The organism is Nocardia amikacinitolerans NBRC 108937, assembly GCF_001612615.1.
GTDB lineage: Bacteria > Actinomycetota > Actinomycetes > Mycobacteriales > Mycobacteriaceae > Nocardia > Nocardia amikacinitolerans.
The window spans coordinates 397,220-422,935 of record NZ_BDAU01000009.1 but is presented as its reverse complement, the minus strand read 5'-3'; the positions used below and the strand labels follow the sequence as shown (position 1 = coordinate 422,935).

The window sequence follows — 25,716 nt, the reverse complement described above, 5'->3', positions numbered from 1 at the left end:
CCCGCGCCCACGATCGCGATGCGGAGCGGGCGAGTCGGCGCGCTCATGGCTCGTACTCCGCCACGTAAGGCGTGTCCACCCCGAGTTCGCCCACCTTCGCTGCGCTGCCGGGCGAGCCGAGCGCGGCGTCGCGGCCGGGCAGTGGCTCATCGAAGAACCGGGCGTTCTCGGCCACGAAAACCCTTTGCGCCTCCGGGATGTCGTCGTCGAGATAGATCGCCTCGACCGGGCAGACCGGCTCGCACGCACCGCAGTCCACGCACTCGGTGGGATGGATGTAGGCCATCCGCCCTCCGGTGTAGATGCAGTCCACGGGGCATTCCTCCACGCACGCCCGGTCCATGACGTCGACACAGGCGGCGCCGATCACGAAGGTCATGACGCGCTCCGCACTTCGATCGCCGCATCGGTGGTCTCGGCGGACTCGCCGAGCGCGGCCAGGATTTCGTAACGCCTGCGGGCGAATTCGGGTTCGAAGCGGGCGCCGGGCGCCCTCGGGTGCTCGATCTCGACGACGCGCTGGATACGGGCCGGCCGCGGCGTCAACAACACGATGCGGTCAGCGAGCAGTAGGGCTTCGTCCACGTCGTGGGTGACGAACAGGACGGTGGTCTCGTGCCGCTGCCACACCGAGATCAGCAGCCGCTGCATGTCCGCGCGCGTCTGGGCGTCCAATGCGCCGAACGGCTCGTCCATCAGCAGCACCCGGGGATGCGCGGCCAGGGTTCGGGCCAGCTGCACCCGCTGGCGCATGCCGCCGGACAACGCGCCGGGCAGGTGATCGCCGAAGCCCGCGAGACCGACCTGATCCAGCAGGTCGAGCGCTTCGGCGCGGCGCCGCCCGCGCGGCACGCCCCGCAACTTCAACGCGAACTCGACGTTCTTGCGGGCCGTGCGCCAAGGCAGCAGTGCGTCCTCCTGGAACACCATGGCGCACTGATCGGCCGCCGCGCCGACGGTGGCTCCGTCCACCGACACGGTGCCACCGATCGGCGGGAGAAGTCCAGCCATGGCCCGCAGGATGGTGGACTTGCCGCATCCCGATGGCCCGAGCAGCACTACGATCTCTCCCGGATCGACCGTGAGATCGACTTCCGCGGCGAGGCTTTCGCCGTAGGCGATGCGCAGACCCGTCAGCCGGACGGCTGCTCCGGTGCTCATCGGACGGCCCTCGGCAGCCAGCGGTTGACCCGGCGGCCGACCAGTTCGACGAGAAACGCGGTGGCCCAGCCGAGCACACCGATGGAGAGCATGCCGACCACCACACTCGGATAGTCGAGCAAACCGTAGGACTGCCAGGTGAAGTAGCCGATCCCGAACTGGCCGGAGATCATCTCGGCACTGATGACGCAGATCCACGCGACACCCATGGCGACCGAGAGTCCGGAGAAGATGCCCGGGAGCGCGCCGGGCAGCGCGATCTGGAACAGGATGGTCCCGCGGCGCGCACCGAGCGTGCGGGCCGCTTCCTCCCACACCTTGGGCAAGGCGTGCATGGCGTGAATGGTGCTGACCGCCACCGGGAAGAACGCGGCGAAGAACGTGATGAACACGATGCCCTGTTCGCCGGTGGGAAACAGCAGGATGGCGAGAGGCACCAGCGCGATCGCGGGTATCGGGCGGAACACCTCGACTACGGGGCGCACCAGCGCGCTGACCAGCGCCGACCGGCCGATGGCCATGCCGATCAGCACACCGGCGACGGTGGCGAGGCCGAAGCCGACCAGGATGCGCCGGGTGCTGGCGAGGATGTTGCTGTAGTACGAGCCGGTGCCCAGTTGCGCACGGAATGACTCGAACACCGCACCTGGTGTCGGGATCTTGTCGAAGCGTAGCCAGAACACCACCTGGTTGATGGTCAGCAGATACCAGAGCAGCACCAGCGCCGCCAGCGGGACCGCGGTGAGCAGCGCGGCACTCAGCCTTGGCGGGACGGGGTTTCGGAGGGATCGCCCACCGCTCGGGTGGGTCGTTGTCGCGGCGTCGGTGGACGCGGCGGGGACGGCGGAAATCGGTTCCGCGGATACCGTCATGGTCGGCTCCTCGATCTCGAAAGATGGTGCGGGTCAGCGCGCCTGGAGTGCGGCGCGGTAGTCCAGGACCGTGCTGCCCGGATGGGCCCCTGCGTACGCCTTGGCGTCGGCCTCGACGGCGAACGGCCGGAGCCGCTGCTCGGGTGCGGCGGCCGGATCGCTCACCCAAGTGGCGGTGGCGGCGAAGATCCGTATGCCGGTGGCGGCGTCGGGCACATAGGCGGCCCGTACCTCGCCGCCGCGCTCGGCGATCTGGCGCAGCAGACAACTCGGCGTCCTGGCGACGGAGGTTCCATCCTGTCCGGCGAACCACACCTCCGATGCGGTGGCCGGATCGTCCAGCTGCCCGCCGCAGACCGGGTCGACGCCGGTCAACGGGCTCGGCGGCGCGGTGTCGGCGCGCTCGGCGTCGTACTCGGTGCCGTAGAGCGCGCGCAGATACTTGTCCTCGACGAATTCGTTCAGATCCAGATCAGCCAGCGCGCCAAGGCTTTTCAGGAACGGCAAGAGCGTGCCGAGCCCGTCGACGAGCGGCTGCTTGAGGGTGGCGTCGAAGCTGACCAGACCGTGCGGGCCGTTGTACAGGTAGACGACCTCGGCCGGTAAGCCGGTGATCTCGGCGACGCGCTGTGCCGCGGCCAGCGGATTGCTGTTGAGATAGTCGGTCGTTTCGCGCTGCGCGGCCAAGAACGCCGCGACGATGTCGGGGTGATCGGCGCCGAACCGCTTGGTGGACACCACGGCGTGGAACGTCGGGATGTTCGCGTTGCCGCCGTCGTAGAGCAGCCGGGCCTTGCCGTCGAACACCAGCTTCTGCGGCCACGGCACGAACTGAGCCAGCGCGGCGACCTGGTCTCCCTGGAGCGCCGAGGCGCCGACAGGCGGATCCTGGCCGAGCAGCTTCACGTCGTCGAGGGTCATGCCCGCGGCGGACAAGCCGGTGGCGAGCATGCCGTGCGCGGCCGAACCCACGCTGGTCGAGACGACCTCGCCGCGCAGGTCGGCGAGCGTCGCGGCGGGCGAATCCACCGGTACCACGATTTGATTCAGCGAGCCGCGCAGGTTGTAGCCGGTGACCGCGATCAGCTCCGAGGCGACGTCGGGATGGTCGCGGGTCTTGGAGCCGTTCACCAGGATCGGGGCGTCGCCCATCGAGCCGATGTCGACCTGGCCGGCCAGCATCGCCGCGGTAAGTGGCGGGCCGGAGGCGAAGTCCTTCCATTCCACGCGGTAGCGCACGCCTTTGGCCTTGCCGAGTTCGTCCAGCTTGGCCTCGAAGGTGCCGCGGTCGCGCAGCAGCGTGCCCGCTGTGACGGTGTTGATGGTCTTGGACTGGTAGCCGATGTCGATGGTGATCGTGTTGTCGTCGCCGCCGGAGCCGCAGCCCGTGAGCAGCGTTGTCGCGGTAGCGGCGCCGAGCAGCATGGCCGTGAGCCGGGTGGGTGGTTTCCTCATCGTGTGTTCCTCCGCCCGGATTCAGCGCAGCAGGTACGGGATGTTCACGGTGACCGCCCCGACCGGGCAGCGCGCGGCGCACGGTCCGCAGTACCAGCACTCGTCGACGTGCATGTACGCCTTGCCGGTGTCGGGGTGGATCGCGAGCGAGTCGAGCGGGCACATGTCGACGCAGAGCGTGCAGCCGTCGATGCACTTGGCTTCGTCGACGGTGACCGGGACGTCGATGCGGGTGGTGACCTGGGCCATCAGAGTTCCTTTCCGGAGTTGGCTATGCCGATGCGTGCGAAGGCGCGGACATCGGCGTCCGGGTCTTCCAGTGCGGTGCGGAGGGCGGCGGTGACCTCCGGTCGTTCGGCGATTCGCTCGGCCAGGCCGCGGACGGCGGCCTTGCGGACGTCGAGGTTGCCGTCGGTGACGGCCGAGATCAGCCGCGGGGCGGCGAATTCGGGGTCGGCGACGGCCAAGGCGATCGCCGCGCCCTGGCGTACCTGCCAGGCGGGGTCGTCCATGGCGGCCGCCGCGACGGCCGCGGCGTCGTCACCGCAGCCGGTCTGCGCGAGCGCGGTCAATCCCGCTGCCCGCACCAGGGGGTCCGGGTCACCCGCCAGCCGGATCAGGGTCGCCGCACCGCGCGGGTCACCCACCGCGGCAGTGCCTTTCGCGACCGCGATGCGGACGTTCGGCGCCGGATCGGCGGCGGCGGCGTCGAGTTCGACGAGCGCGTCCACCGAGGTGAGGCCCGCCACCACTGTGCGGCGCACCGCGGCGTTGGCATCGGCGAACCAGCCGGACAGTTCCGTCGCGTCGGTGCGCCGGTGCCGCCACAGCGCCTCGATCGCGGCGGCGCGCACCGCGGGCTCCTGCGCTGTCGCGGCGGCACGCAGCGCGGCGTCGAATTCCGTTCCGGCGACGAGGACTTCGAGCAGCTCGGTGAGCAGACCGATGGCGGCGTGGCGCACGGACACGTCCGGATCGGACAGGGCCGCCGCGACCAGGGGCGAGGATTGCGCCCACTCCTCGGTGGTCTCGCTGAGTACCGAGAGCGCGGTGCGGCGCACCTCCGGGTCGGCGTCGGTCAGGAACGGCCGCAGCTCGGACAGCTGCGGGCATTCCTCGGCGAGGTCCATCAGCTCGAGCAGCCGGGCGCTCATCGGGCGCTCCAAGCGCCGACCAGCTCCGGCGCCGCGACGTCGGGAACGCCGTCGGGCCGCGTGAAGCCGGGCACCGGAACGATGTAGGGCGCCACCGGACGAGTCAGGAACCGCATGTCGCCGGACTCACCGCGGTAGAGGTTGAGGTGGCAGAACCACTCCGCGTCGTCGCGCGCGGGCCAGTCGGAGCGCTGATGGTAGAGGCCCCAGCGACTTTCGGTGCGCCGCAAGGAGGCCCGCGCCGCCATCTCCGCGCAGTCGCGGATGAATGTCACCTCGGCGCAGCGCATCAGCTCGTGCGGGGTGTGCCCGCTCATCTGGGCGATGTCGGCGTGCATCCGCTCGAACGCGGCCAGGCCGAGCGAGAGGTAGCGCTGGGTCTTCGGGGGTTGCAGGTAGTCGTTGACGAAGCGGCGCAGTTTGTATTCGACCTGCGGCTGCGGCGGCCCGTCCGGATTGCTCAGCGGACGGTAGATCAGCGCGTGGGCCGCCTCGATTTGATCCTCCGGCAGCGCGGGCCGCGCCACGCCCCTGGCGTATTCGGTCGCGCTCTCCCCCGCGATGTCGCCGTAGACGAAGGCGCCGATCATGTAGTTGTGCGGCACCAGGGCCATGTCCCCCGCCGCGTAGAGCCCTGGCACGGTGGTCGCCGCGTGCTCGTCGACCCACACGCCGGACGCGGAATGACCGCTGCACAAACCGATTTCGGAGATGTGCATCTCGATGTCGCTGGTGCGGTAATCGGTGCCGCGGCCCGCGTGGAAGGTGCCGCGAGTCGGGCGCTCGGTGGTGTGCAGGATGCCCTCGATCTCTTGGATCGTGGCGTCGGGCAGGTGGCTCAGCTTGAGATAGATCGGGCCGCGCGCGCTGTCGAGTTCTCGCTTGACCTCGGCCATCATCTGCCCGGACCAGTAGTCGCAGTCGACGAACCGGTTGCCCTCGGCGTTGACCTGGTAGCCGCCGAACGGGTTGGCGACGTAGGCGCAGGCGGGGCCGTTGTAATCCTTGATGAGCGGGTTGATCTGGAAGCATTCGATTCCGGAGAGCTCCGCGCCCGCGTGGTAGGCCATCGCGTAGCCGTCGCCGGCGTTGGTCGGATTCTCGTAGGTGCCGTACAGGTAGCCGCTGGTGGGCAGCCCGAGACGACCGCACGCGCCGGTCGCCAGGATCACCGCCCCCGCCGAGATGGTGACGAATTCGCCGCTGCGCGTATCGAATCCGACGGCACCGACGGCTCGGCCGTCCACCGTGAGCACTCGCACGGGCATCACTCGGTTGCTGATGGTCACCTTGGCGCGGACGTCGCGGGCGCGCAGGGTGCGATACAGCACCTTCTTCACATCGCGCCCTTCCGGCATCGGCAGCACATAGCTGCCGGAGCGGTGCACCTTGCGCACCGCGTACTCGCCGTGCTCGTCCTTCTCGAATTTGACGCCGTAGCTCTCCAGCCGCTGCACCATCTCGAAGCCGCGGGTGGCGGTCTGATAGACGGTGCGCTGGTTGACGATCCCGTCGTTGGCCACGGTGATGTCGGCGACGTAGTCCTCCGGGGTCGCCTTGCCGGGCACCACCGCGTTGTTGACTCCGTCCATGCCCATCGCCAGCGCCCCCGAATGGCGCACGTGCGCCTTCTCCAGCAGCAGCACGTCGGCGCCGTGTCCGGCGGCGGTGAGCGCGGCCATGGTGCCCGCGGTTCCGCCGCCCACGACGAGCACGTCGCAGCTCAGCTCCCGGCGTTCGGCGACGGGTGGAATGTCCATCGACATCCGGATCAGCCCCTTTCCTTCAGTTCGGCCGCACCGCGATTCGGTGTGACCGGGATGCGGTGCAGCCGGCCGGACAGCGAGAACCGGTCGCCGCGATAGCGCACGTACTCGAGGTCGATGGGCCGGCCGGAATCGGTGTAGGTGAGTCGTTCCAGGAACAGCAGCGGCGAGCCGGGACGCACCGCGAGCAGCCCGGCCACTGTCGCATCGGCGGCGACGGCCTCGATGGAGACCGCGGCCGAGCCGAGCGGCAGCCCGAGTTCCGCCTCCAGCAGGCCGAAGACGTCGCAGCCGGTGAGATCGCACTGCAACAGCGGCGCGCCGACGTCGGCGGTGAGGTAGCTGGCGTCCAGCGACAGCGGCGCGCCGTCCAAATGGCGGACGCGTTCCAGTGCCACCACCGGTGTGCCGGGTTCCAGCTCGAGCCGCTCGGCGACGATAGGAGTGGCGGGCACGACCTCGGCAAGCAGGACCGTGTTGACCACGCGGTCGCTGCCCGTCTCGAAGGTCTCGGCCAGGCCGCGCAGTCGGTCCAGACCTTGCACCGCCTTGTCCGCCACCACGAAAGTGCCCGCGCCGGGGACCCGGTCGACGAGCCCCTCGTCGCGCAGCAGGGTGAGCGCGTCGCGCACGATATTGCGGCTGGTGTCGAAGTCGGCCGCGAGTTGGCTCTCCGAGGGCAACGGCAGATTGCCGTAAACGCCGCTGCGGATCCGTGCCCGCAGAATGTCCCTGACCCGCCGGGCGGGCGCCGAGCGGCGTCCGGTGCCGGGATACGTTCTGCCTGTCATGCGGCAAATGCTGGGAACGGATCGTTACGCGCGACGTTTCCGGCGATTACCAGGTGGTTACGCCAGTTCCGCTACCGAGCGCGGGGCTCTCACCTGCGAAAACGCCGGGGCTCCCACGAGTATCACCAGTTGACTCAGCCGTCCGATTCGGTTCGCTCGGCGATCTCGGCCAGCAGCCGCGCGGGACCCGAGAGCGGGAAGCGCGGCCGCCACACCACGCGGAACAGTCGAGTCAGCGCGGCGGGTTCGGTCAGCGATACCTCGACGAGCGTCCCGCGCTCGAGTTCGGGCGCGGCGATCAGCCTGCTGACCACCGCCGGCGCCACCGCGGTGCGGGCGGCGGCGATGATCGTGGCCGCCGAGCCCAGTTCCGCGGCCGGTCGGGCCGGCTCGCCGAATCCCTCCAGAACCTCCCGGACCGCGTCGCGGGTTCCGGATCCCGGCTCTCGCCACAGCAAGGGAGTGGCGGCCAACTCCCGCGGCGACACCCGGCCGCGGCGGCGTGCCCACGGGTGCGCGGGAGAAACCACGACGACGAGTTCGTCCGCGCCGAGCACCCGGCTACCGAGGTCGGTGGGCGGATGCGGACCCTCGACGAACCCGATGTCGGCGGCCTCGCGGCGGACCAGTTCCAGCACCTGGCTGCTGTTGGCCACCTCCAGGGCGACCGCCACTTCGGGGTGGACACCGCGCAGCGCCTGCAACCACTGCGGAATGCGATGGTCGGCAATGGTTTTGGAGGCGGCGACGCGCAACCGGGGGACGCTGCCCGCGCGCAGGGCGGCCACCGCGACGCCGAAGGATCGGGCCGCCTCGAGCACCGGGCGCGCATGGTCGACGACGGCGCGGCCCGCGTCGGTCAGCGCGGAGCCGGTCGGCCCTCGGTCGAGCAGCCGCAGGTGCAGCCTGCGTTCCAGCGCGCTGATGCGCATGCTCGCAGCGGGCTGGCTGATGCCGTGGCGGCGGGCGGCGGCACCGAGGCTGCCGAGTTCGGCGACCGAGACGAGCAGATCGAGGACGTCCAGGTCGGGCGTTCCCGGAGGCAGCGTCATGGGCGCGGAGTACGGGCCCGGCGGACCGGGGCGGAATGGGCGGACATAAGCGAATCTTATGAGGTGGACCGAAAGCGCTGTCTACCTGGGTGACGTCCGTGGCGCGAGGGTGGAAGCGTGTGCTGCTCACCTCGCCTTCTACCCGGGCTCGCGCTGGTCGCCGGGCTCGCCACCCTCGCGACGCTGATCGGCCGGGCGGTGCCGGTCGTCGGCGCACCGGTGTTCGCTCTCTGCGCGGGCGCGCTGGTCGGGCTCGCGCGCAGGCGGTCGGTCGACGAGGACGGTGTGTTCGGCCCCGGACTCGAGGTGACCAGACAGCGTGTGCTCGGACTCGCCATCATGCTGCTCGGTTTGGGGCTGCCGTTCGGCGCGGTGCTGAGCGTCGGGCGGCAGACGGCGGTGGTGTTGGTCGGCACGGTGGTGGCGGGCGCGGTCGCCGCGGTCGTCGTCGGTCGGTTGCTCGCGCTCGATCGGGAATCGGCGACGCTCGTCGCGGTGGGGTCGACGATCTGCGGCGCGTCGGCGATCGCGGCGGCGACCGCCGTCATCAAGCCGGACCGGGAGCGAGTCGCCTACGCGCTCGGCACCATCTTCGTCTTCAATGTCCTTGCGGTGCTCATCTTTCCGCCGCTGGGCCGGCTATTCGGCATGTCTCAGGAAGCGTTCGGACTGTGGGCGGGCACGGCGATCAACGACACGTCCTCGGTCCTGGCGGCGGGCGCAATCTTCGGCCCCGCCGCGGCGCAGTTCGCGGTGATCGTGAAATTGGTGCGCAGTCTGCTGATCGTGCCGATGTGCGTGGGGTTGCATCTGGGGCAACGCGGCGCTGGGAATTCGAGGGGTTGGCGACGCGGCGCGGGGCAACGCGACGACAGCCGGACTGGCATTCGGCAACGCAGCGCCGGGCGCTCGGACACCAGCTCGTCCGACAGTGGGCGACCCAGCGCCGAGCACGCCGACCCCGAGACCGACGACCGCCTCGCGGCATGGCGGGTGATCCCGTTGTTCGTGGTGCTCTTCGTAGCAGCTTCGGCTATCGCCGGATTCGGGTTGGTTCCCGAATCGTGGTCCGGGCCGCTCGCCGCGATGAGCGCGTGGTTGATCGCGGCGGTGCTCGCAGCGATCGGGACCTCGCTGTCATGGCAACGGGTGCGCGCGGCGGGCATTCGACCGCTGGTGTTCGGCGGAGCGCTCGGGCTGGTCCTCGCGGTGTCATGCCTGGCCTTGCAGCAGGCCACCGGGTGGCTCTGACCACTGTTCGGCGGAGGCCGCGGACTCGTATCGCGCTCGGCGTCCCCGCGACCTATCGGCTCGGCTTCCGGTATTCGGTGTGACGAGCTGCCGCGCCTACGCCACGCGTGTTCGCCGACTGCTGCCGTCGAGGCGACGCTCACCGCGACGAGGGACAATGGCAGGGTGATGTGCCTCGTGTGGTACGCCGCCTACGGCTCGAACATGCATCACCGCCGGCTGCACTGTTATCTCGAGGGCGGTCGGCCCGAAGGCGGCGCGATCGAACTTCCCGGGTGCCGCGACCATTCCGCGCCGCGGCGATCCCGACCGCTCATGCTGCCCGGACTGCTCTACTTCGCCACCGAATCGCTCACGTGGACCGGCGGCCGCGGCTTCTACGCGCCGGACGCCATGGGCGAGACCGCCGCCCGCGCCTACCTGCTGACGGCAGCGCAGTTCTCCGACATCGTCGCCCAGGAGATGTACCGCCCGCCGGGCGAGGACTTGGACCTGACCGAGGTGCTCACGAACGGACGCACCGCGCTCGGCCCCGGTCGCTACGAAACCCTGGTCCGCGCAGGCACTCTCGACGGCCACCCGATCCTCACCTGCACCGCCCCGTGGCGCCACACCGACCTCCCCGGCAACCCGCCCTCCCCCGCCTACCTGCGCCATCTGGCCGCGGGCATCACCGAATCCCACGGCTGGCCGCTCCCCCGCACCGCCGCCTACCTGGCCACCCGCCCCGGTGCGGACCTGCACTGGACCCCCACCGCCGTCGCCAATCTCCTGCGCACTACCGACCCCCCGCCCCTGCCCGCGGACTGATACCCCCGGAACAACCAGTGCAGCGGTTCGCAGAGCTTGTGTAGGCCCTGCGAAGCGTCGAAATGGACGGCGTCGTGCACGACTCGGCCGCGTCCCGAGCGCTCTCGAGGTATCCGCAGGCGACGTCGAGGGCGATCGTGGTCGTTCGACTGCCCGGAAAAGCGTCCGGCCGCACGGGTTCCCGTGCGGCCGGAGGCGAAAGAAGAAGAGATCAGCTCAGATTCAGCGAGCGTCCGATGATCTCCTTCATGATCTCGGTGGTGCCGCCGTAGATGGTCTGGATGCGCGCGTCCATGTAGGCCTTGGCGATCGGGTATTCCTTCATGTAGCCGTAGCCGCCGTGCAGCTGGAGGCAGCGGTTGATGAGGTCGAGCTGTTCCTCGGTGCTCCACCACTTGGCCATGGCGGCGTCTTCGGCGGAGAGCTTGCCCGCGTTGAGGTCCTCGATGAAGCGGTCGACCATGATGCGCACGGCGGTGGTCTTGGTGGCCAGCTCGGCGAGTACGAAACGGGTGTTCTGCAGTGCGCCGATCGGCTTGCCGAACGCCTTGCGGTCGCGCACGTACTGGCAGGTCATCTCCAGGCAGGCCTCCATGGCGGCGGCGGCCATGACGGCGATGGACATGCGCTCCTGCGGCAGGTTGTGCATGAGGTGGATGAAGCCCATGCCCTCGGTGCCGAGCAGGTTCTTGCCGGGCACCCGCACGTCGGTGAAGCTGAGCTCGGCGGTGTCCTGGGCCTTGAGACCGATCTTGTCCAGGTTGCGGCCGCGCTCGAAGCCCGGCATGCCACGCTCGACCACCAGCAGGCTGAAGCCCATCGCGCCCTTCTCGGGGTCGGTCTGGGCGACAACGATGACGATGTCGGCGTTGACGCCGTTGGTGATGAAGGTCTTGGCGCCGTTGAGGATCCAGTCGTCGCCGTCGCGGACCGCACGGGTCTTGATGCCCTGCAGGTCCGAGCCGGTGCCGGGTTCGGTCATCGCGATGGCGGTGATGATCTCACCGGAACAGAAGCCGGGCAGCCAGCGCTGCTTCTGCTCCTCGTTGGCCAGCTCGAGCAGGTACGGCGCGACGACGTCGTTGTGCAGCGCGAAGCCGAGGCCGGAGTACTGGCCCTGCACGCACTCCTCGGTGACGATCGCGTTGTAGCGGAAGTCCTTGACCCCGCCGCCGCCGTACTCCTCCGGGACGGCCATGCCGAGGAAGCCCTGCTTGCCCGCCTCGAGCCAGACCTCGCGGTCGACGATCCCCTGCTCTTCCCACTTCGCGTGGTTCGGCGCGACGTGCTGATCGAGAAACTTGCGGAACGACTCCCGGAACAGATCGTGCTCGGGCTCGAACAGTGTGCGCTCCACACCAACCTCCTAGTGACCACACCGGGCGGTCCACACCAACCCGTCGTTACCGCATACGGTACCCGGAACGGGAATGGCAGTTCACTTCACGTCCGAAATTCGCGGGTTCACCTGGTCCGGCGGCCTCGAAACGGCCGTCGACGCGACGATTCGCGACAAACCTGAGGAGAGATGAATACATAGCTTTCCGCTATGAAAACCCGGTTCAGGCGGGCAGGCCGAGCCCCCTGGCCAGGACCGGCCATGACGCGACGAGCGCGTCTTCCCAGTACCCCCACGAGTGCGTGCCGACCGGCTGGAAATCGAAGGTCGCGGGAATGCCGAGCTCGTTCAGGCGGGTCTGCATGTTGTGCGTGCAGTAGTTCGAGGCCGCCTCGAGCGCGCCGCCGACGGTGAGCTGATTGGCCAGCCCGCCGACGCCGGGCAGGGCGTACGGGCCGTCGAGGGTGTCCCACTGGCCGGGGATGCCGGTGCCCGTCGAGAGGAACAGCTCCAGCCCGCGCAAACCCTCGGCGTTCAGGTAGGGATCGTTGGCCGCCCACAGCGGATCACTCTGCGGGCCGTACATATTCGCCGTATCGCCGCCGCCCGCGGAGACCACCGTCTTGACGAAGTTGTAGCCGACCGGGTCGCTGATCTGGGCGCAGCCGCTGTAAGCCGCCGCCGCGCGATACAGCCCGGGCGCGGCGATCGGCAGCTGCAGCACCGAGGTGCCCGACATGGACAATCCCGCGATGGCGTTCGTGCCGTTCGTACCGAGAGCGCGGTCGATCAACGGCGGCAGTTCCTCGGCCAGGAAGGTTTGCCACTTGTTGACCCCGAGCGCGGGATCGGCCGAGCGCCAGTCGGTGTAGTAGGTGAACGCGCCGCCGACCGGCTGCACGACGTTGACGTCCTTCGTGGCGAGGAATTGCAGCGCGGTGGTGCGCTGCTGCCAGGTCGCGGTGTCCTCGCCGCCGCCCGCGCCTGCGAGCAGGTACAGCGTCGGGCGCGGCGCCGAGGCGTCGGCCGGACGCTGCACGTCGATGTCGATGGTCCGGCCCATGGCTGCCGAATACACCTGGAGACGCAGGTTGCGCCCGTCCAGCACGGTGGTGTCGACGATGCGGGAGTCGTCGGCCTGCGTCCTGAAGCTCTGCGCGGCGATCGAATCGGTGGCTGCCGCGCTCGCGTTCCCGCCGACCGCCGCGCCTGCACCGCAGAGAAGGGCGACCGCGGCGGCCGCGGCCACCGATCTACTTCGTGTCCCACGCATCTCCCCACGCTACGTAGGTGTAGCTGAGAGATTGCCAAGTAAATTCTCGAGATCGTCTCAGGAAGGGTCAGAACGGCAGCAAGCCGCGCACCCGACCGACCAGGGTGCGACCGGAATCACGGTCGCGCTCGGCGAACAGGAACTTCAGTTCCTCCTCGAGCGCCTTGCGGACGACGTCGCGCAAGTCGGTCGCCGCGGTGTCGAGGTCGTCGGCGTCGCGCCACGGCGCCGGGTCGATCGGGGTGCCAGCGGAGAAGTAGAACCGTTCCGGGCGCGGGATCAGGGTCGGGCCGACGCCACGCAGCAGCGGCGGGGTGAGGTCGCGCTTGAGGCCGAGCGCCTCGACCGTCCAGCGCAGCGGACGCATCACCGGGTGATCACCGTCGAAGACGATGTCGAAGGCGTCGTCGACGCCGATCATCGCGACCGGCACGATGGGCGCGCCCGCCTCGATCGCCATCCGGGCGAATCCGGTGCGCCCCTCCCACTTGAGCAGGTATTTCTCGTTCTTGCGGCGCACCGCCTCGCGGCCACCGCCGGGAAAGACGATGACGGCCTCACCGCGGGCGAGCAGCGCCATGCAGTTGTTCCGGTTGCCGCGCACCGCGCCGTAGTAGTGCAGGAAGTGGCGCAGGCCGGGCACCGCGATCAGCACGTTCTCGGCGAGACCGCGGATCAGCCTGCCGCGGCGGCGCAGCACCTCGGGCATCAGCAGCGGGGCGTCGATGCCGCCCATCAGGTTGTGGTTGCCGACCAGCAGCACCGGGCCGTCGGCGGGAATGTTGTCCAGGCCGTAGAAGCGTGGACTCGTCCAAGCCCGCAGCGGCGCGAGCAAGGCTTCGATCAGTCGGATGTCGGTCTCGTCGAGACGTACCTCCAGCGGCGCCCCGTCGGTCAGCACCGCCGCGTTAGGCGAGGATTCAGGCATTGGTGGCTACCCCATCGCATGTCGGATCCCAGCACATCGTCGTACGGAATTAAGGTCCCCTGCGCCGCAGTCGAATACGGCATCGGGGCCGATGCTACCGGATGACGTTGGAACAGGTTGCAACACGGGTGGTCGTCAAGTGTGATCCGCCACAACCCTTGCCACGCCCGAGCTACGACCGGGCAGCCGATCGGACATCGAAAAACGCTGGTGCCGAACGGTATACGGCACCGGAACGCATCGAATCCCAGCGGAACGACAAACCGCCACGTCCGTTATCGGCACGATAGCGAACGTGACGGTCGGTTCTATTTCCGTCCGGTACCGCGGCCTACGCCGACGGCCCTTCGTCGGGGCCCGCGCCGTCGCCGCCCGCGTGCGCGTACTCCGACAGCGCCGCGGCCAGCGCGTGCGGCACCCGCGCCCGGACCCGGGTGCCCGCCTCCTCGTGGGTGGAGGACAGGATCCGGCCGTCGGCGTGGATGCGCGCCAGCAGATCGCCTCGGGTGTACGGCAGCAGCACGCCGACCTCGACGTCCAGTCCGCCGAGCACCTCGGCCAGCCGGTCGAGCAGGCTCTCGATGCCCTCGCCGGTCTGCGCCGAGACGAACTCGGCGTCCGGCAGCAGCGCCCGCAGCCTGGTCAGCTCCATCGGATCGACGGCGTCGATCTTGTTGAGCACCAGCAGTTCCGGCGGCGCGGCCGCGCCCTGCTCCTTGATCACGTCGGTGATCACCTCGCGCACGGCCTTGATCTGCTCCGCGGGCATCGAGTCGGAGCCGTCCACCACGTGCAGCAGCAGATCGGCGCCGGTGACCTCCTCCAGCGTCGAGCGGAACGCCTCGACCAGCTGGGTCGGCAGGTGCCGCACGAAGCCGACGGTATCGGTGAACACGACCTCGCGGCCGTCGTCCAGATCGGCGCGCCGGGTGGTCGGATCCAGGGTCGCGAACAGGGCGTCCTGGACCAGCAGACCCGCGCCGGTGAGCGCGTTCATCAGGCTGGACTTGCCCGCGTTCGTGTAACCGACGATGGCGACCTGCGGAATGCCCGAGGACGCCCGCCGCGCCCGCTTGGTCTCGCGCGCGGTCTTCATCTCCCGGATCTCGCGCCGCAGCTTGGCCATCCGCTCACGGATGCGGCGGCGGTCGGTCTCGATCTTGGTCTCACCGGGACCGCGCAGACCCACACCGCCGTTGCTGCCCGCGCGACCACCGGCCTGCCGGGACATCGACTCACCCCAGCCGCGCAGCCTGGGCAGCATGTACTCCATCTGGGCCAGGGAGACCTGCGCCTTGCCCTCGCTGGAGGTGGCGTGCTGGGCGAAGATGTCCAGGATCAGGGCGGTCCGATCGATCACCTTGACCTTGACCACCTTCTCCAGCGCGGTGAGCTGGGCAGGGGTCAGCTCACCGTCACAGATGACGGTGTCGGCGCCGGTCTCCAGCACGACCGAGCGGAGTTCGTCGGCCTTTCCGGAACCGATGTAGGTCGCCGGGTCCGGCCGGTCGCGGCGCTGGATGAGCGCCTCGAGCACCTCCGAGCCCGCGGTCTCGGCGAGCGCGGCGAGCTCGGCCATGCTCGCCTCGGCCTGGGCCGCCGAGCCCGAGGTCCACACGCCGACCAGCACGACCCGTTCCAGGCGCAGCTGCCGGTACTCGACCTCGGTGATGTCGGTGAGTTCGGTGGACAGACCTGCGACGCGGCGCAGCGAGCTGCGTTCGTCGAGCTGCAGCTCACCGACCGTCGGCTCCATCGTCCAGCCGTTGCGCTTCATTCTGGCGGCACGTTCGGCCACCACGTCACCGGAGCGCGCGGTGTCGTCGGCCGAGTCGACGAAATCGAAGTCGTCGTCGGCCGGATTGATGTCATACGTCTCTGAATTCCTCATACACCATCCATGCTGCCAGGTGCGACCACCCGGCGCATTCTGTTATTCGTAGGCGCGCTCAGCGCCCCTTCCACCACTGTTCGGCCAGCGTGCCGGTGGCGAGCAGCACCGAAGGCCCGCGCAGCCAGGCCGAGCCGCCGTCGAGGCCGACGGTGACCACGCCGCCGGGCACGCGCACCGTCACCTGGCCGGTGTCCTCGGCGATGCGGAAGCCATCGGCGGCCAGCGCCGCCGCGGCCGCCGCGACGGTTCCCGTTCCGCAGGAACGGGTTTCGCCGACGCCGCGCTCGTAGACGCGCATGTCCACCGAACGGTCGGCGTCCAGCGCGGTCAGGATCTCCACGTTCACCCCGTGCGGGAAGAGATCCGGGTCGTAGCCGGGCGGGACGCTCAGATCGAGCTTGCCGAGCGCGTCGACGGTGAGCTCGGGGTCCACGCAAGCCAGATGCGGGTTGCCGACATCGATGCCGATCCCCTGATAAGCCCAACCCGCGATGGTCGCCGTGGATTCCCCGAGCTCCTTCACCCGGCCCATCGTGACGGTAACCTCGCCCTCGACCGGCCCGCTCGCGTGCACCACGACCGGTCGGGCTCCCGCTCTACTGCCCACCACGTACTCCGCGCGGGATTCGCGCCCGGTCGCGGTCAGGTAATGGGCGAAGACCCGCACGCCGTTGCCGCACATCTCCGCGATCGAGCCGTCGGCGTTGCGGTAGTCCATGAACCAGTCGTCCGCGCCGACGCCCTCGGGCAGGTCCGCCAGCACGCCCGCGTCCCGCAGCGCGCCCGCCCGCGCGACCCGCAGCACACCGTCGGCCCCGAGGCCGCGCTGCCGGTCGCAGAGTGCGGCGATGCGGTCCTCGGTCAAATCGAGCCGGACATCCTCGTCGGGCAGCACCACGAAGTCGTTCTGGGTGCCGTGCCCCTTCGTGAACTCGATGTCCGTCACGTGTGCGTTCTCCTCGTCGTCGTCATCTGGCAAACGTCCGGCGCTGCCGGGAAATTTCGTACAGCGCGACCGCGGCCGCCGAGGGCGCGCCGAGCGAGCTGGCGGTGCCGCCCATGGGAATGGAGACCAGGTCGTCGCACGCATCCTGCCAGGCGGCGCTCATCCCGCTGGTCTCGTTGCCGATGACCAGAATGGTCGACTCGGTGAAGTCCTGGTCGAACACCGCGTGCGTACCGTGCTCGTCGGTGCCGACGATCCTGGTCGGGATGCCGCGGGCGATCTGGCGATCACGCAGCTCGAGCACCTGCGCCGGTCCGGCGGTGCGATAGACCGGGACCGCGAACAGCGAGCCGGTGGAGGCGCGCACGGACTGCGGGTCGTACTGGTCGGCGCCGTGGCCGGTGACGATCACCGCGCAGGCGCCGAAGGCGTCCGCGGACCGGATCAGGGTCCCGAGGTTGCCCGGCGAGTTCGGGCGGTCGAACACCACGATCACTGGCGCGTCCTCGCCGGGTTCGCCCGGCTCGAAGGTGTCCAGCTCGGGCTGGCGCGAGATCGCGACGGCGACCAATTCCGGTATGCCGCCTGCCTTCTCGCCCAGCTCTGCCATCAGCTCCGGCACCAGCCCGACCTGCGGGACGTCGGTGGTGTCGAGCACCTCCCTTGCCCAGCCGGACAGGTCGGGCGCGCCGAGCCGGTAGAGCAGGGTCTCCAGCGGCCACCCGTTGGCGATCGCCTGGGTGATCGGGCGCACGCCCTGCACAAGGAACCGGCTGTCGCGGTGGCGCTTGGTGCGATTGTTCAAGTAGGCCTGCCACACCTGCACCGAGGCGTTGCGGGTGCTGACACGTCGGGTCAAAGGGAGTTCCGTTCTGTGTTGTCGATCTGACGCATCGCCGCGCCGAGCAGGTCGGGATCGGCGCCGTCCACCCAGCGCACCCGGGGATCGCGGCGGAACCAGGAGCGCTGTCTGCGCACGTAGCGGCGGGTGCCGATCAGGGTGCGTTCCCTGGCGTGGTTCAGGTCGTATTCGTCGTCGAGGTAGGCGAGGACTTGCGCGTAGCCGATGGCCCGGCGCGCGGTGACGCCCTCGCGCAGGCCGTGCTCGATGAGTCCGCGCACCTCGTCGACCAGTCCGGTGTCGAACATGAGCGCGGTGCGTCGCTCGATGCGCTCGTCCAGTTCGGCGGTGTCGCGGTCGACACCGAGAATGACAGTGTCCCAGCGCGGCGCGCCGATGGTGGGCGCCGAGGCCGCGAACGGCCGGCCGGTGAGTTCCACGACCTCCAACGCCCGCACCATGCGGCGACCGTCGGTGGGCAGGATGGTGGCGGCCGCGACCGGATCCGCCGCCCGCAGCGCCGCGTGCACGGCGGCGACACCTTGCTCCGCGAGCACCTGCTCCCAGCGGGCGCGCACCGCCGGATCGGTGGCCGGGAACTCCCATTCGTCCAGCAGCGCCTGCACGTACATCATCGAGCCGCCGACGATGATCGGCGTGCGGCCGCGAGCGAGGATGTCCTCGACGTCGGCGGCGGCCGCGCGCTGGTAGGTGGCCACGCTCGCGGTCTCGGTCACCTCGAGCACGTCGAGCTGGTGGTGCGGGATGCCGCGCCGCTCGGCGACGGGCAGTTTGGCGGTGCCGATGTCCATGCCGCGATAGAGCTGCATGGCGTCGATGTTCACGATCTCACCGTCGAGGCGGGCCGCGAGATCCAAGCCCAGATCGGACTTGCCGGTGGCGGTGGGGCCGACCACCGCGATCGGCACTCTCATCGCACCTCCCGTTCCGGTCGCCAGACGCTCACGTGATAGCCAACTCCGAAAGGCGCGTCCCGGTAGCGGGTTTCGACGGACGGATCGGACGGATCGGCGGCGAACAGACCGCCGAGCACCTGATAGGCGGCGCGCCCGGACACGGCCAGCTCCGCGCACAGCGCCGCATCGAGCGCGCGCAGCGCAGCGCGATCCCCCGCGCTCAAGGCCCGGTCGAGCTCGGCTTGCAGCGGGACGGCGCGCTCGTCGAGGTAGCCGGGCGACTTGACGGTCAAGGTGGCGGCGCCGTCGGCGACGACGAGGACGCCGCGCGGCTCGTCGTCCGCGTCGAGCTCGGCGCGCAGCGCCGCACCCAATTCCAGGCAACGCGCCGCCGACGTGTCGGCCGCGATCAGGCGCGCGGTGGCGCGGGCGGCCGGCGCGACGCGTCCCCGCAACCATCCGGCGATCAAAGCGGGCAGCGGCAGCCGCGGATCAGCGGCAAACCCCGGCGCAGTGGCCGAATCGGCCAGCGCGACACGAAGATCCACGCCGAAACCACGGAAGGTTCCGGCGGTTTCTGGCTCGAGCACACCGTTGGCGGACCCGACGCCGAGCACCGTCCAGCACTTCGTCACCGCCGCGAGCGCCCCGGCCGCATCGAGCGCGGCGGCACGCAGCACCGCGGGTGGGTCGTCCGGATCCGCCCCGCTTCCCATCGCCGCGGCGCCGCCCAGTTCGGGCACCAGGATCGGCGGCGACGGGACCAGGGCCGCAATACTGAACACGCGGTAAACCGTATCTGTTCGGCCCGCCGGGCCGGTGCACGGCGGTACCGAGACGCCCGCCGGTCGGCTTCGAGTGTCTGTAGCGTCAATTCGCCACGAGATTGATAGTGTCGACATGCGACAACCCAGGTCACCACGGGTTGCCGGTCCCGGGTCCCAGCCCGGGAAGAGCGTAGATCAGATGGTCTCGAGGGCTCGGACCGGGTTCAATGGGATGAGCTAGGGCGTAACCAGGCAGCCGTGACGCGCGGCAGGGACGGAGAACAATGACCGACAGCAACGGAACCGCGAAGGCCAATCCCGGCACGACACCGCGCCCCTCCGGTGCCCCGAAGCCCGGTGGCCCGTCAGCCCATCCCAAGCCGCACGCGGTCAAGCCCGCCCCGGGCCCGGCCGCCCAGCAGCACCCGCATCCGGTGGTCGTACCGACCGTCACCGACCCCAGCCGCTGGGGCCGGGTCGACGAGGACGGCACCGCCTGGGTGAAGACGGCCGAGGGCGAGCGGATCGTCGGCTCCTGGCAGGCGGGCGACGCCGCCGAAGGCCTCGCGCACTTCGGCCGCCGCTTCGACGATCTCGCCACCGAGGTCGCGCTGCTGGAGGCGCGGCTCGCCGCGGGCGCCGACGCCCGCAAGACCAAGGCCGCCGCGCTCGCGCTGGCCGAATCGCTGCCCACCGCCGCCGTCATCGGCGACATCGACGGGCTGGCCAAGCGGCTGCAAGCCATCACCGAGCACTCCGAGGAAGCGGCGGCGCACGCCAAAGAGGAGAAGGAGCGCGCCCGCCACGAGCACACCGAGCGCAAGGAAGCGCTGTGCGCCGAGGCCGAGCAGATCGCCGCCGAATCCACCCAGTGGAAGGCCGCGGGCGATCGGCTACGCGAGATCCTCGACGAGTGGAAGTCGATCCGCGGCGTGGACCGCAAGGTCGACGACGCGCTGTGGAAGCGCTACTCCAAGGCCCGCGAGTCCTTCAACCGCCGCCGCGGCGCGCACTTCGCCGAACTCGATCGCGAGCGGGCTGCCGCCAAGGCGCGCAAGGAAGAACTCTGCGTGCGCGCCGAGGAACTGTCCGGCTCCACCGACTGGGTCGGCACCGCGGCCGTCTTCCGCGACCTGCTGACCGAGTGGAAGGCCGCCGGTCGGGCGCCGCGCGAAGCCGACGAGTCGCTGTGGCGGCGCTTCAAGAGTGCTCAGGACGTGTTCTTCGCGGCGCGCAACGCCGCGGTCTCCGAGCGCGACGCCGAGTTCGAGTCGAACGCCTCCGCCAAGGAAGAGCTGCTGCACGCCTACGAGCACATCGATCCGGCGGCCGGTCTGGACACCGCGCGGGCGCAGCTGCGCGAGTTGCAGGACAAATGGGACGCCATCGGCAAGGTCCCGCGCGAACGCATCCAGGAACTCGAGGGCAAACTGCGCTCCATCGAGAAGCGGGTCCGCGACGCGGTGGACGCCCAGTGGCGGCGCACCGACCCGGAGGCCGTGGCGCGCGCCGCCCAGTTCCGCGAGAAGGTCGCCCAGTTCGAGGAGCAGGCGGCCAAGGCGCAGGCGGCGGGCAAGCAGCGCGACGCCGAGAAGGCGCTCGAGCAGGCCAAGCAGTGGCGCGAGTGGGCCGAGGCCGCCGAGGGCGCCGTCAGCAACCGCTGATCGTGTTGGCGGCCAAGGTTTTTCGGCCGCTCCGGTAGCGTCGTCCCGGTGCGACAGGTGTGGGAGGCGTGGGGCCACGTACTGACCGTGTGGGCCTGCGCGGTGCCCGCCGTGTTCGCGGCGATCTGGTGGACGACGCGGTGGCGGGTGCGCCGCGGCCAGGACCGGAATATCGCGCTGCGGTACACGGTGGCCGAGGTCGGGCTGATCGCGGGCACGCTGCCGTGGATCTGGATGATCTTGACTCCGGTCGACGGCGTCGGCGCGATCAGCGCGGTGCCGCTGCGGGATCTCGTCGCGACGCTGACCGACTCGCCGTCGAGCGCGTTCGTTCAGATCGGGGCGAACACCCTACTTTTCGTACCGCTCGGTTTCTTCCTCCCCCTGCGCCTGCCCCGGTTCGCGGGTGTGCTGCGGATGACGCTGGTGGGCGCGGCGATATCCGTGGCCCTCGAAATTTCCCAGTACGTCTTCGACCTCGGCCGCGTCTCCTCGGTGGACGACGTGCTGATGAACGCCGCGGGCGCGGGCTTGGGCGCGCTGCTCGCACGGACGCACGTCACGCGGCGCGAGACCGGCCGATCACACAGCGAGCGGGTATTGCTTCGCCTCGGCTGGAGCACCTGACAGCGCCCACGTCCCATCAGCGATCCGTGGTCGGCCGAGGTGGTCGCGAAAGTGGCCCTGCCGAGTGACGCCGAGGTGGCCACGCTGTCCGGCGGGCAGACGCTGATCGGATGCCCGGCCTTGCGCACGTCACGCGGCGGCGGGCCGACCACAGAGCGAGCGGATGGCGATTCGCTCGGCTGGAGCACCTGACCACTGCAACAGAATCGGCGCACCGCCGAGATGCGAGCGCGGCTCGATCACGGCTAGCGGACGCTACTGCGCCTCGACCGGAGCACCTGACCACCACTGAACTGACGCACACCACGTCACCGCGAGCGCCGATCGATCGGTCTGGTCACGAGCGGAATTCAGTCGCCGAGCAGGCGGCGGCGGTCGCGTTCCTCGGCGGCGGCCGCGGCGTTGCGGCGCTGTTCCTCGGCGGCCAGCTGCATGGCCGTGCGGCTCCAGACCACGCGGATCCAGTGGAAGGTCAGCACCATGACGGCGAGCGTGCCGACGACCAGGCCGATGCCGGGGCCCGCGCCGACATAGTTGCCGAGGCCCGGGGTCTGGCGGTGCCAGATGGAGAAGACACCGAACACGCTGGCGATGGCCGATCCCGCGACCGCGATCCAGGCCAGCGCCCAGCGCCGGGTCATCAGCGCCAGCAGCGAGAAGCCGATGCCGAACACCGCGACGAACCAGACGAAGATGCGCGACGGCAGCCCGATGTGCTCGATACGGGTGGCCTCGGTGCCGAGCAGCACGTCGAAGCCGCGCGCGCTGCCCGCGTGCGAGAGCACCAGCGAGAACAGCAGCAGGAACACCGCGCCCGCCACCACCATCGCGCGCACGCCGGGATCGATCTCCCCGGCGATGCGGCGCTCGACGGCGTCGAGTTCGTCGCGGAACTGCTCGAAATCCTTGCTGCTCTCGACCGAGCTCACAGCGCTCTCGTCTCCTTCGACTGGATGATCGTGCTTGTCCGCGTCCACTGTGCCAGCATCGTCGGCCGCCGCGTCAGCCGACCCACTACGCGCGGTAGTACCGGACTCCGAGTCGGGCTTCCCGCCCTGCTCAGGGTCCGCGCCCGGCTCGGAGTCCGCGCCCCGCGCGGAATCGCCGGAGCCCTTGCGAGGGGTCTCGTCGTCTCCCGCACCGGGGCGCGTGCTCATGCGTCGCAGCCTGTCGCGCAGCCGGAGGCGACCGGCTCGAGCACCGGCGCGCCGATCCTCGGCAGCCCGAGTCCGACGCCGATCGGTTCGGTCTTCGGCGTGACGCCGCGCTCGTGCGCGTCGCCCGCGCGGGTGCGGCGGTGGGTCTTGATCGGCGCGTCCGCGATCAGGTGGTGCGGCGCCGCCTCGGTGATGTCGACGGTGATCACGTCGCCGGGGCGGACCGTCTCGACGGTGCCGCCGGGCCGGAAGTGCACCAGCCTGCCGTCGCGGGCCCGCCCGCTCATCCGCGCGGTCGCGGCGTTCTTCTTGCCCGCGCCCTCCGCGACGAGCAGCTCCACCTCGGTGCCGATCAGCGCGCGGTTGGCCTCGAGCGAGACCTGCTCCTGCAACGCGATGAGCCGGTCGTAGCGCTCCTGGACCACCTGCTTGGGCAGCTGGTCGGGCATGTCGGCGGCGGGAGTACCGGGCCGCTTCGAGTACTGGAAGGTGAACGCGCTGGTGAACCGGGCCTGGCGCACCACGTCCAGTGTCTCCAGGAAGTCCTCCTCGGTCTCGCCGGGGAAGCCGACGATGATGTCGGTGGTGATGGCGGCGTGCGGCATGGCCGCGCGGACCTTCTCGATGATGCCCAGGTAGCGGGCCTTGCGGTAGGAGCGCCGCATGGCCTTGAGCACCCGGTCCGAGCCGGATTGCAGCGGCATGTGCAGCTGCGGGCAGATGTTCGGCGTCTCGGCCATCGCCTCGATGACGTCGTCGGTGAACTCGGCCGGGTGCGGCGAGGTGAACCGGACTCGCTCGAGTCCGTCGATGTCGCCGCAGGCGCGCAGCAGCTTCGCGAACGCGCTGCGGTCGCGCGGCTCGGTCGGGTCGACGAAGTTGACGCCGTAGGAGTTGACGTTCTGCCCGAGCAGAGTCACCTCGAGCACACCCTGGTCGACCAGCGCCTGCACCTCGGCGAGCACGTCGCCGGGACGGCGGTCGACCTCCTTGCCGCGCAGCGACGGCACGATGCAGAAGGTGCAGGTGTTGTTGCAGCCCACCGAGATCGACACCCAGCCCGCGTAGGCGGACTCCCGCTTGGCGGGCAGGGTGGACGGGAACGCCTCCAGCGATTCCAGGATCTCGACCTGGGCCTCTTCGTTGTGCCGCGCGCGCTCGAGCAGCACGGGCAGCGAGCCGATGTTGTGCGTGCCGAACACCACGTCCACCCACGGCGCCTTGCGCACGACGGTGTCGCGGTCCTTCTGCGCCAGGCAGCCGCCGACCGCGATCTGCATGCCCGGCCTGCCCGCCTTGATCGGGGCGAGGTGGCCGAGGGTGCCGTAGAGCTTGTTGTCGGCGTTCTCGCGCACGGCGCAGGTGTTGAAGACCACAAGGTCCGCCGTCGCCCCCGGCGCGGCCTTCACGTAGCCCGCGTCCTCCAGCAGGCCGGACAAGCGTTCGGAATCGTGCACGTTCATCTGGCAACCGAAGGTGCGGACCTCGTAGGTTCTGACCTGCATTGATGTAGTTTCATCGCTGGACAACAACACACCGCATCCTAGCCCACCCTGGCCGAGACATGGCGAAACCCCCTCCATTTGACCTGATCAGAGGGGGTTTCTAGAAGATCAACGACAATCACGCCAGGTCATCGAACTCGCCCGCGTGAGCGCCCTTGAGGAACGCGCCCCACTCGGCACGGGTGAACGCCACCGTTCCCGCCTCCCGAGCGTTGCTGTTGCGGACGTAGACCGTATCCGGGGTGCCCGCTACCTCTACGCATGTGCCGTTGTCTGTGAAGCTCGACACGCGCCATTCGAGGCTATCCATTGTTCTTGTGCTCCCATTCGTCTGCTAGGTCAAGGATGAATCTGCGGGACTCACTAGGGCTCAGAGCTATCTTTGCCCCGTGGTCGAACGCATGGCCGAAGTATCCCACTTCCTCGGCATCTGTGATGAAGCGCCCACCTCCGTAGGTCTCTATGTGAACTCGTGGCGAACCCCACGGGTGAGACATGATCGAAAAGGCATGTAGCCGACGCGCTTCGTACTGTCCCGCATCGTAAGTCGTCACGCGCACAGTCACATTCGGCAACTCTGCAAGCTCGGCTAGGGTCCGCAACTGTTCAGTCATCACGTCCGCTGTGCCGACACGGAGCCTCAACGACGATTCAGGTTGAATCACGTCTAGCACTAGATCACCTGAGCGGACCCGCTTCTGTCGGTGCAAGCGTTGGTCTACGGCTTGCTGTACGTAGGTGTCCGAGACTCCCGAGATACCTACCTTGCTCACCAGTGCCTCAACGTAGGCCGGAATCTGTAGCAGTCCGTAGACCGCTCTAGGTTCGTGAGTACGGATGGAGGTAGCCGACTGCTCCATGCCGAGATAGGTACTCAGCCACTCGGGTACTTCGCCCTCGATAGCCGGAACGCTACTCAGCATCGCTGATAGCTCATCCATCGTGATCTGTAGTGCCTCAGCGTATTTCGGTCGCTGAGCCGGATAGGGTGTGCCCTCGTTGCGCTCCCATCTGCCGAGTGTCGTTCGGTCTACCCCTACGGCATCGGCTATCTGCTCTTGAGTCTTCCCGGTCGCCTTGCGCGCTTCTATGAGCCGTTCTCTGCGCATAGTTGCATCGTAGGTGCATCTTGTGCGCCGTGGTCTGTTTCGCTATACGCGCGGAACATTGACGTGACTAGGGGAAACTAGGAGAGGGGCACGCCGATGTACCTACTACCGCAACGGGTTCCGGGTGAACATGAGTACCCGGACGGAACGGTAGAGCCTCCGCCTGTCGAACTGATCAGACGTACGGCCGATGCCCTTGCCCAGTGGGCAGCCACCGACACCAGGTCTCGCCAATGTCAGCCGGATTGATGTTGGTAGCCCTCACAGCGGGATTGCTCATCTTCATTCTCGCTGTAGCGCTTTGGCCAAGTGACTATCACACTCCCGATTCGATACCAGCGAAGGAACTACTAGACCAGCTGAAAGACGAATACGACGACATAGGCGAATACTGAAACCTAAAGGGGCACATGATCAATGACTAGCGACAACGAAGC

24 protein-coding genes and 1 pseudogene are annotated in these 25,716 nt (G+C 69.3%); 5 read left to right on the top strand and 20 right to left on the bottom strand.

What is annotated here, in order from left to right; translation table 11 throughout:
* Nucleotides 1-43: 43 nt before the first annotated feature.
* From fdxA to NAM01S_RS09970, 8 genes and pseudogenes are all read right to left on the bottom strand, one after another.
* On the bottom strand, nucleotides 44-379 hold the full coding sequence (fdxA, locus tag NAM01S_RS10005) for a ferredoxin (RefSeq protein ID WP_067782642.1): 336 nt from the start codon (nucleotides 377-379) through the stop codon (nucleotides 44-46).
* Nucleotides 376-1,161: an ABC transporter ATP-binding protein gene (locus NAM01S_RS10000; RefSeq protein WP_067782639.1), complete on the bottom strand. Its 786-nt coding sequence runs from the start codon at nucleotides 1,159-1,161 to the stop codon at nucleotides 376-378. The genes fdxA and NAM01S_RS10000 overlap by 4 nt, the downstream gene beginning before the upstream one ends.
* Complete coding sequence (locus NAM01S_RS09995) at nucleotides 1,158-2,033, bottom strand: ABC transporter permease (RefSeq protein ID WP_067782636.1); 876 nt, start codon at nucleotides 2,031-2,033, stop codon at nucleotides 1,158-1,160. The genes NAM01S_RS10000 and NAM01S_RS09995 overlap by 4 nt, the downstream gene beginning before the upstream one ends.
* Nucleotides 2,034-2,066: 33 nt before the next feature.
* Nucleotides 2,067-3,488, bottom strand: coding sequence for an ABC transporter substrate-binding protein (locus NAM01S_RS09990; protein WP_067782633.1), 1,422 nt, complete (start codon nucleotides 3,486-3,488; stop codon nucleotides 2,067-2,069).
* A gap of 21 nt (nucleotides 3,489-3,509) precedes the next feature.
* Nucleotides 3,510-3,737, bottom strand: coding sequence for a 4Fe-4S dicluster domain-containing protein (locus NAM01S_RS09985; RefSeq protein ID WP_067782630.1), 228 nt, complete (start codon nucleotides 3,735-3,737; stop codon nucleotides 3,510-3,512).
* Nucleotides 3,737-6,402: pseudogene (locus tag NAM01S_RS09980) on the bottom strand (fumarate reductase/succinate dehydrogenase flavoprotein subunit). The gene NAM01S_RS09985 and the pseudogene NAM01S_RS09980 overlap by 1 nt, the downstream one beginning before the upstream one ends.
* A gap of 11 nt (nucleotides 6,403-6,413) precedes the next feature.
* On the bottom strand, nucleotides 6,414-7,199 hold the full coding sequence (locus tag NAM01S_RS09975; RefSeq protein ID WP_067782627.1) for a GntR family transcriptional regulator: 786 nt from the start codon (nucleotides 7,197-7,199) through the stop codon (nucleotides 6,414-6,416).
* 134 nt (nucleotides 7,200-7,333) lie between these two features.
* Complete coding sequence (locus tag NAM01S_RS09970; protein ID WP_067782624.1) at nucleotides 7,334-8,251, bottom strand: LysR substrate-binding domain-containing protein; 918 nt, start codon at nucleotides 8,249-8,251, stop codon at nucleotides 7,334-7,336.
* Between the two features lie 117 nt (nucleotides 8,252-8,368).
* On the opposite strand from NAM01S_RS09970, the gene NAM01S_RS09965 reads away from it, so the two are divergent.
* Nucleotides 8,369-9,502: a YeiH family protein gene (locus NAM01S_RS09965; RefSeq protein ID WP_084482730.1), complete on the top strand. Its 1,134-nt coding sequence runs from the start codon at nucleotides 8,369-8,371 to the stop codon at nucleotides 9,500-9,502.
* A 168-nt stretch (nucleotides 9,503-9,670) separates the two neighbouring features.
* Entirely contained in the window at nucleotides 9,671-10,312 is a 642-nt protein-coding gene (locus tag NAM01S_RS09960; protein WP_067782876.1) for a histone deacetylase, read from the top strand.
* Between the two features lie 211 nt (nucleotides 10,313-10,523).
* Here the strand turns inward: NAM01S_RS09960 and NAM01S_RS09955 are convergent, their stop codons facing one another.
* From NAM01S_RS09955 to NAM01S_RS09920, 8 genes are all read right to left on the bottom strand, one after another.
* A complete protein-coding gene (locus tag NAM01S_RS09955) occupies nucleotides 10,524-11,669 on the bottom strand; it encodes an acyl-CoA dehydrogenase family protein (protein WP_067782621.1) in 1,146 nt (381 codons plus the stop codon).
* A 205-nt stretch (nucleotides 11,670-11,874) separates the two neighbouring features.
* Entirely contained in the window at nucleotides 11,875-12,924 is a 1,050-nt protein-coding gene (locus NAM01S_RS09950) for an alpha/beta hydrolase (protein WP_067782618.1), read from the bottom strand.
* Between the two features lie 67 nt (nucleotides 12,925-12,991).
* The gene (locus NAM01S_RS09945; protein ID WP_084482728.1) at nucleotides 12,992-13,852 is read right to left on the bottom strand and encodes a lysophospholipid acyltransferase family protein; all 861 of its coding nucleotides are present in this window, start codon (nucleotides 13,850-13,852) and stop codon (nucleotides 12,992-12,994) included.
* Nucleotides 13,853-14,183: 331 nt separating this feature from the next.
* The gene (hflX, locus tag NAM01S_RS09940; RefSeq protein ID WP_067782870.1) at nucleotides 14,184-15,629 is read right to left on the bottom strand and encodes a GTPase HflX; all 1,446 of its coding nucleotides are present in this window, start codon (nucleotides 15,627-15,629) and stop codon (nucleotides 14,184-14,186) included.
* A 172-nt stretch (nucleotides 15,630-15,801) separates the two neighbouring features.
* Nucleotides 15,802-16,683 carry a diaminopimelate epimerase gene (gene dapF / locus NAM01S_RS09935; RefSeq protein WP_067782867.1) on the bottom strand — a complete coding sequence of 294 codons (882 nt, stop codon included), beginning with the start codon at nucleotides 16,681-16,683 and terminating at the stop codon, nucleotides 15,802-15,804.
* Between the two features lie 31 nt (nucleotides 16,684-16,714).
* Entirely contained in the window at nucleotides 16,715-17,551 is an 837-nt protein-coding gene (locus NAM01S_RS09930; RefSeq protein ID WP_067782615.1) for a TrmH family RNA methyltransferase, read from the bottom strand.
* The gene (miaA, locus tag NAM01S_RS09925; protein WP_067782612.1) at nucleotides 17,548-18,468 is read right to left on the bottom strand and encodes a tRNA (adenosine(37)-N6)-dimethylallyltransferase MiaA; all 921 of its coding nucleotides are present in this window, start codon (nucleotides 18,466-18,468) and stop codon (nucleotides 17,548-17,550) included. The genes NAM01S_RS09930 and miaA overlap by 4 nt, the downstream gene beginning before the upstream one ends.
* On the bottom strand, nucleotides 18,465-19,235 hold the full coding sequence (locus tag NAM01S_RS09920) for a class III extradiol ring-cleavage dioxygenase family protein (RefSeq protein ID WP_067782609.1): 771 nt from the start codon (nucleotides 19,233-19,235) through the stop codon (nucleotides 18,465-18,467). Before NAM01S_RS09920 ends, miaA begins: the two co-directional genes overlap by 4 nt.
* Before the next feature lie 266 nt (nucleotides 19,236-19,501).
* Between NAM01S_RS09920 and NAM01S_RS09915 the strand changes: the two genes are divergently transcribed.
* From NAM01S_RS09915 to NAM01S_RS34935, 3 genes are read left to right on the top strand one after another with little or no spacing between them, the layout of a single operon-like run.
* The gene (locus tag NAM01S_RS09915; protein WP_067782606.1) at nucleotides 19,502-20,881 is read left to right on the top strand and encodes a DUF349 domain-containing protein; all 1,380 of its coding nucleotides are present in this window, start codon (nucleotides 19,502-19,504) and stop codon (nucleotides 20,879-20,881) included.
* Between the two features lie 48 nt (nucleotides 20,882-20,929).
* On the top strand, nucleotides 20,930-21,508 hold the full coding sequence (locus tag NAM01S_RS09910) for a VanZ family protein (RefSeq protein ID WP_067782603.1): 579 nt from the start codon (nucleotides 20,930-20,932) through the stop codon (nucleotides 21,506-21,508).
* A 51-nt stretch (nucleotides 21,509-21,559) separates the two neighbouring features.
* Complete coding sequence (locus tag NAM01S_RS34935) at nucleotides 21,560-21,700, top strand: hypothetical protein (protein WP_157107674.1); 141 nt, start codon at nucleotides 21,560-21,562, stop codon at nucleotides 21,698-21,700.
* Nucleotides 21,701-21,858: 158 nt separating this feature from the next.
* Here the strand turns inward: NAM01S_RS34935 and NAM01S_RS09905 are convergent, their stop codons facing one another.
* The 4 genes from NAM01S_RS09905 to NAM01S_RS09890 all read right to left on the bottom strand — a co-directional run bounded on the left by NAM01S_RS09905 (nucleotide 21,859) and on the right by NAM01S_RS09890 (nucleotide 25,279).
* Nucleotides 21,859-22,437, bottom strand: a complete 579-nt coding sequence (locus NAM01S_RS09905) for an Rv2732c family membrane protein (protein WP_067782864.1) — start codon at nucleotides 22,435-22,437, stop codon at nucleotides 21,859-21,861.
* Nucleotides 22,438-22,661: 224 nt separating this feature from the next.
* Entirely contained in the window at nucleotides 22,662-24,170 is a 1,509-nt protein-coding gene (gene miaB / locus NAM01S_RS09900; RefSeq protein ID WP_067782600.1) for a tRNA (N6-isopentenyl adenosine(37)-C2)-methylthiotransferase MiaB, read from the bottom strand.
* 118 nt (nucleotides 24,171-24,288) lie between these two features.
* Nucleotides 24,289-24,459, bottom strand: coding sequence for a DUF397 domain-containing protein (locus NAM01S_RS09895; RefSeq protein ID WP_253798487.1), 171 nt, complete (start codon nucleotides 24,457-24,459; stop codon nucleotides 24,289-24,291).
* Between the two features lie 13 nt (nucleotides 24,460-24,472).
* On the bottom strand, nucleotides 24,473-25,279 hold the full coding sequence (locus NAM01S_RS09890) for a helix-turn-helix domain-containing protein (protein WP_084482726.1): 807 nt from the start codon (nucleotides 25,277-25,279) through the stop codon (nucleotides 24,473-24,475).
* Nucleotides 25,280-25,716 lie beyond the last annotated feature (437 nt).

Coding starts and splice junctions, on each gene's coding strand:
- miaA (WP_067782612.1), bottom strand. CDS start 18,468: ATGAGAGTGCCGATCGCGGTGGTCGGCCCCACCGCCACCGGCAAGTCC.
- NAM01S_RS09960 (WP_067782876.1), top strand. CDS start 9,671: ATGTGCCTCGTGTGGTACGCCGCCTACGGCTCGAACATGCATCACCGC.
- NAM01S_RS09890 (WP_084482726.1), bottom strand. CDS start 25,279: ATGCGCAGAGAACGGCTCATAGAAGCGCGCAAGGCGACCGGGAAGACT.
- NAM01S_RS09945 (WP_084482728.1), bottom strand. CDS start 13,852: ATGCCTGAATCCTCGCCTAACGCGGCGGTGCTGACCGACGGGGCGCCG.
- NAM01S_RS09950 (WP_067782618.1), bottom strand. CDS start 12,924: ATGCGTGGGACACGAAGTAGATCGGTGGCCGCGGCCGCCGCGGTCGCC.
- NAM01S_RS10000 (WP_067782639.1), bottom strand. CDS start 1,161: ATGAGCACCGGAGCAGCCGTCCGGCTGACGGGTCTGCGCATCGCCTAC.
- NAM01S_RS09970 (WP_067782624.1), bottom strand. CDS start 8,251: ATGACGCTGCCTCCGGGAACGCCCGACCTGGACGTCCTCGATCTGCTC.
- hflX (WP_067782870.1), bottom strand. CDS start 15,629: ATGAAGCGCAACGGCTGGACGATGGAGCCGACGGTCGGTGAGCTGCAG.
- NAM01S_RS09995 (WP_067782636.1), bottom strand. CDS start 2,033: ATGACGGTATCCGCGGAACCGATTTCCGCCGTCCCCGCCGCGTCCACC.
- fdxA (WP_067782642.1), bottom strand. CDS start 379: ATGACCTTCGTGATCGGCGCCGCCTGTGTCGACGTCATGGACCGGGCG.
- NAM01S_RS09990 (WP_067782633.1), bottom strand. CDS start 3,488: ATGAGGAAACCACCCACCCGGCTCACGGCCATGCTGCTCGGCGCCGCT.
- NAM01S_RS09985 (WP_067782630.1), bottom strand. CDS start 3,737: ATGGCCCAGGTCACCACCCGCATCGACGTCCCGGTCACCGTCGACGAA.
- miaB (WP_067782600.1), bottom strand. CDS start 24,170: ATGCAGGTCAGAACCTACGAGGTCCGCACCTTCGGTTGCCAGATGAAC.
- NAM01S_RS09915 (WP_067782606.1), top strand. CDS start 19,502: ATGACCGACAGCAACGGAACCGCGAAGGCCAATCCCGGCACGACACCG.
- NAM01S_RS09975 (WP_067782627.1), bottom strand. CDS start 7,199: ATGACAGGCAGAACGTATCCCGGCACCGGACGCCGCTCGGCGCCCGCC.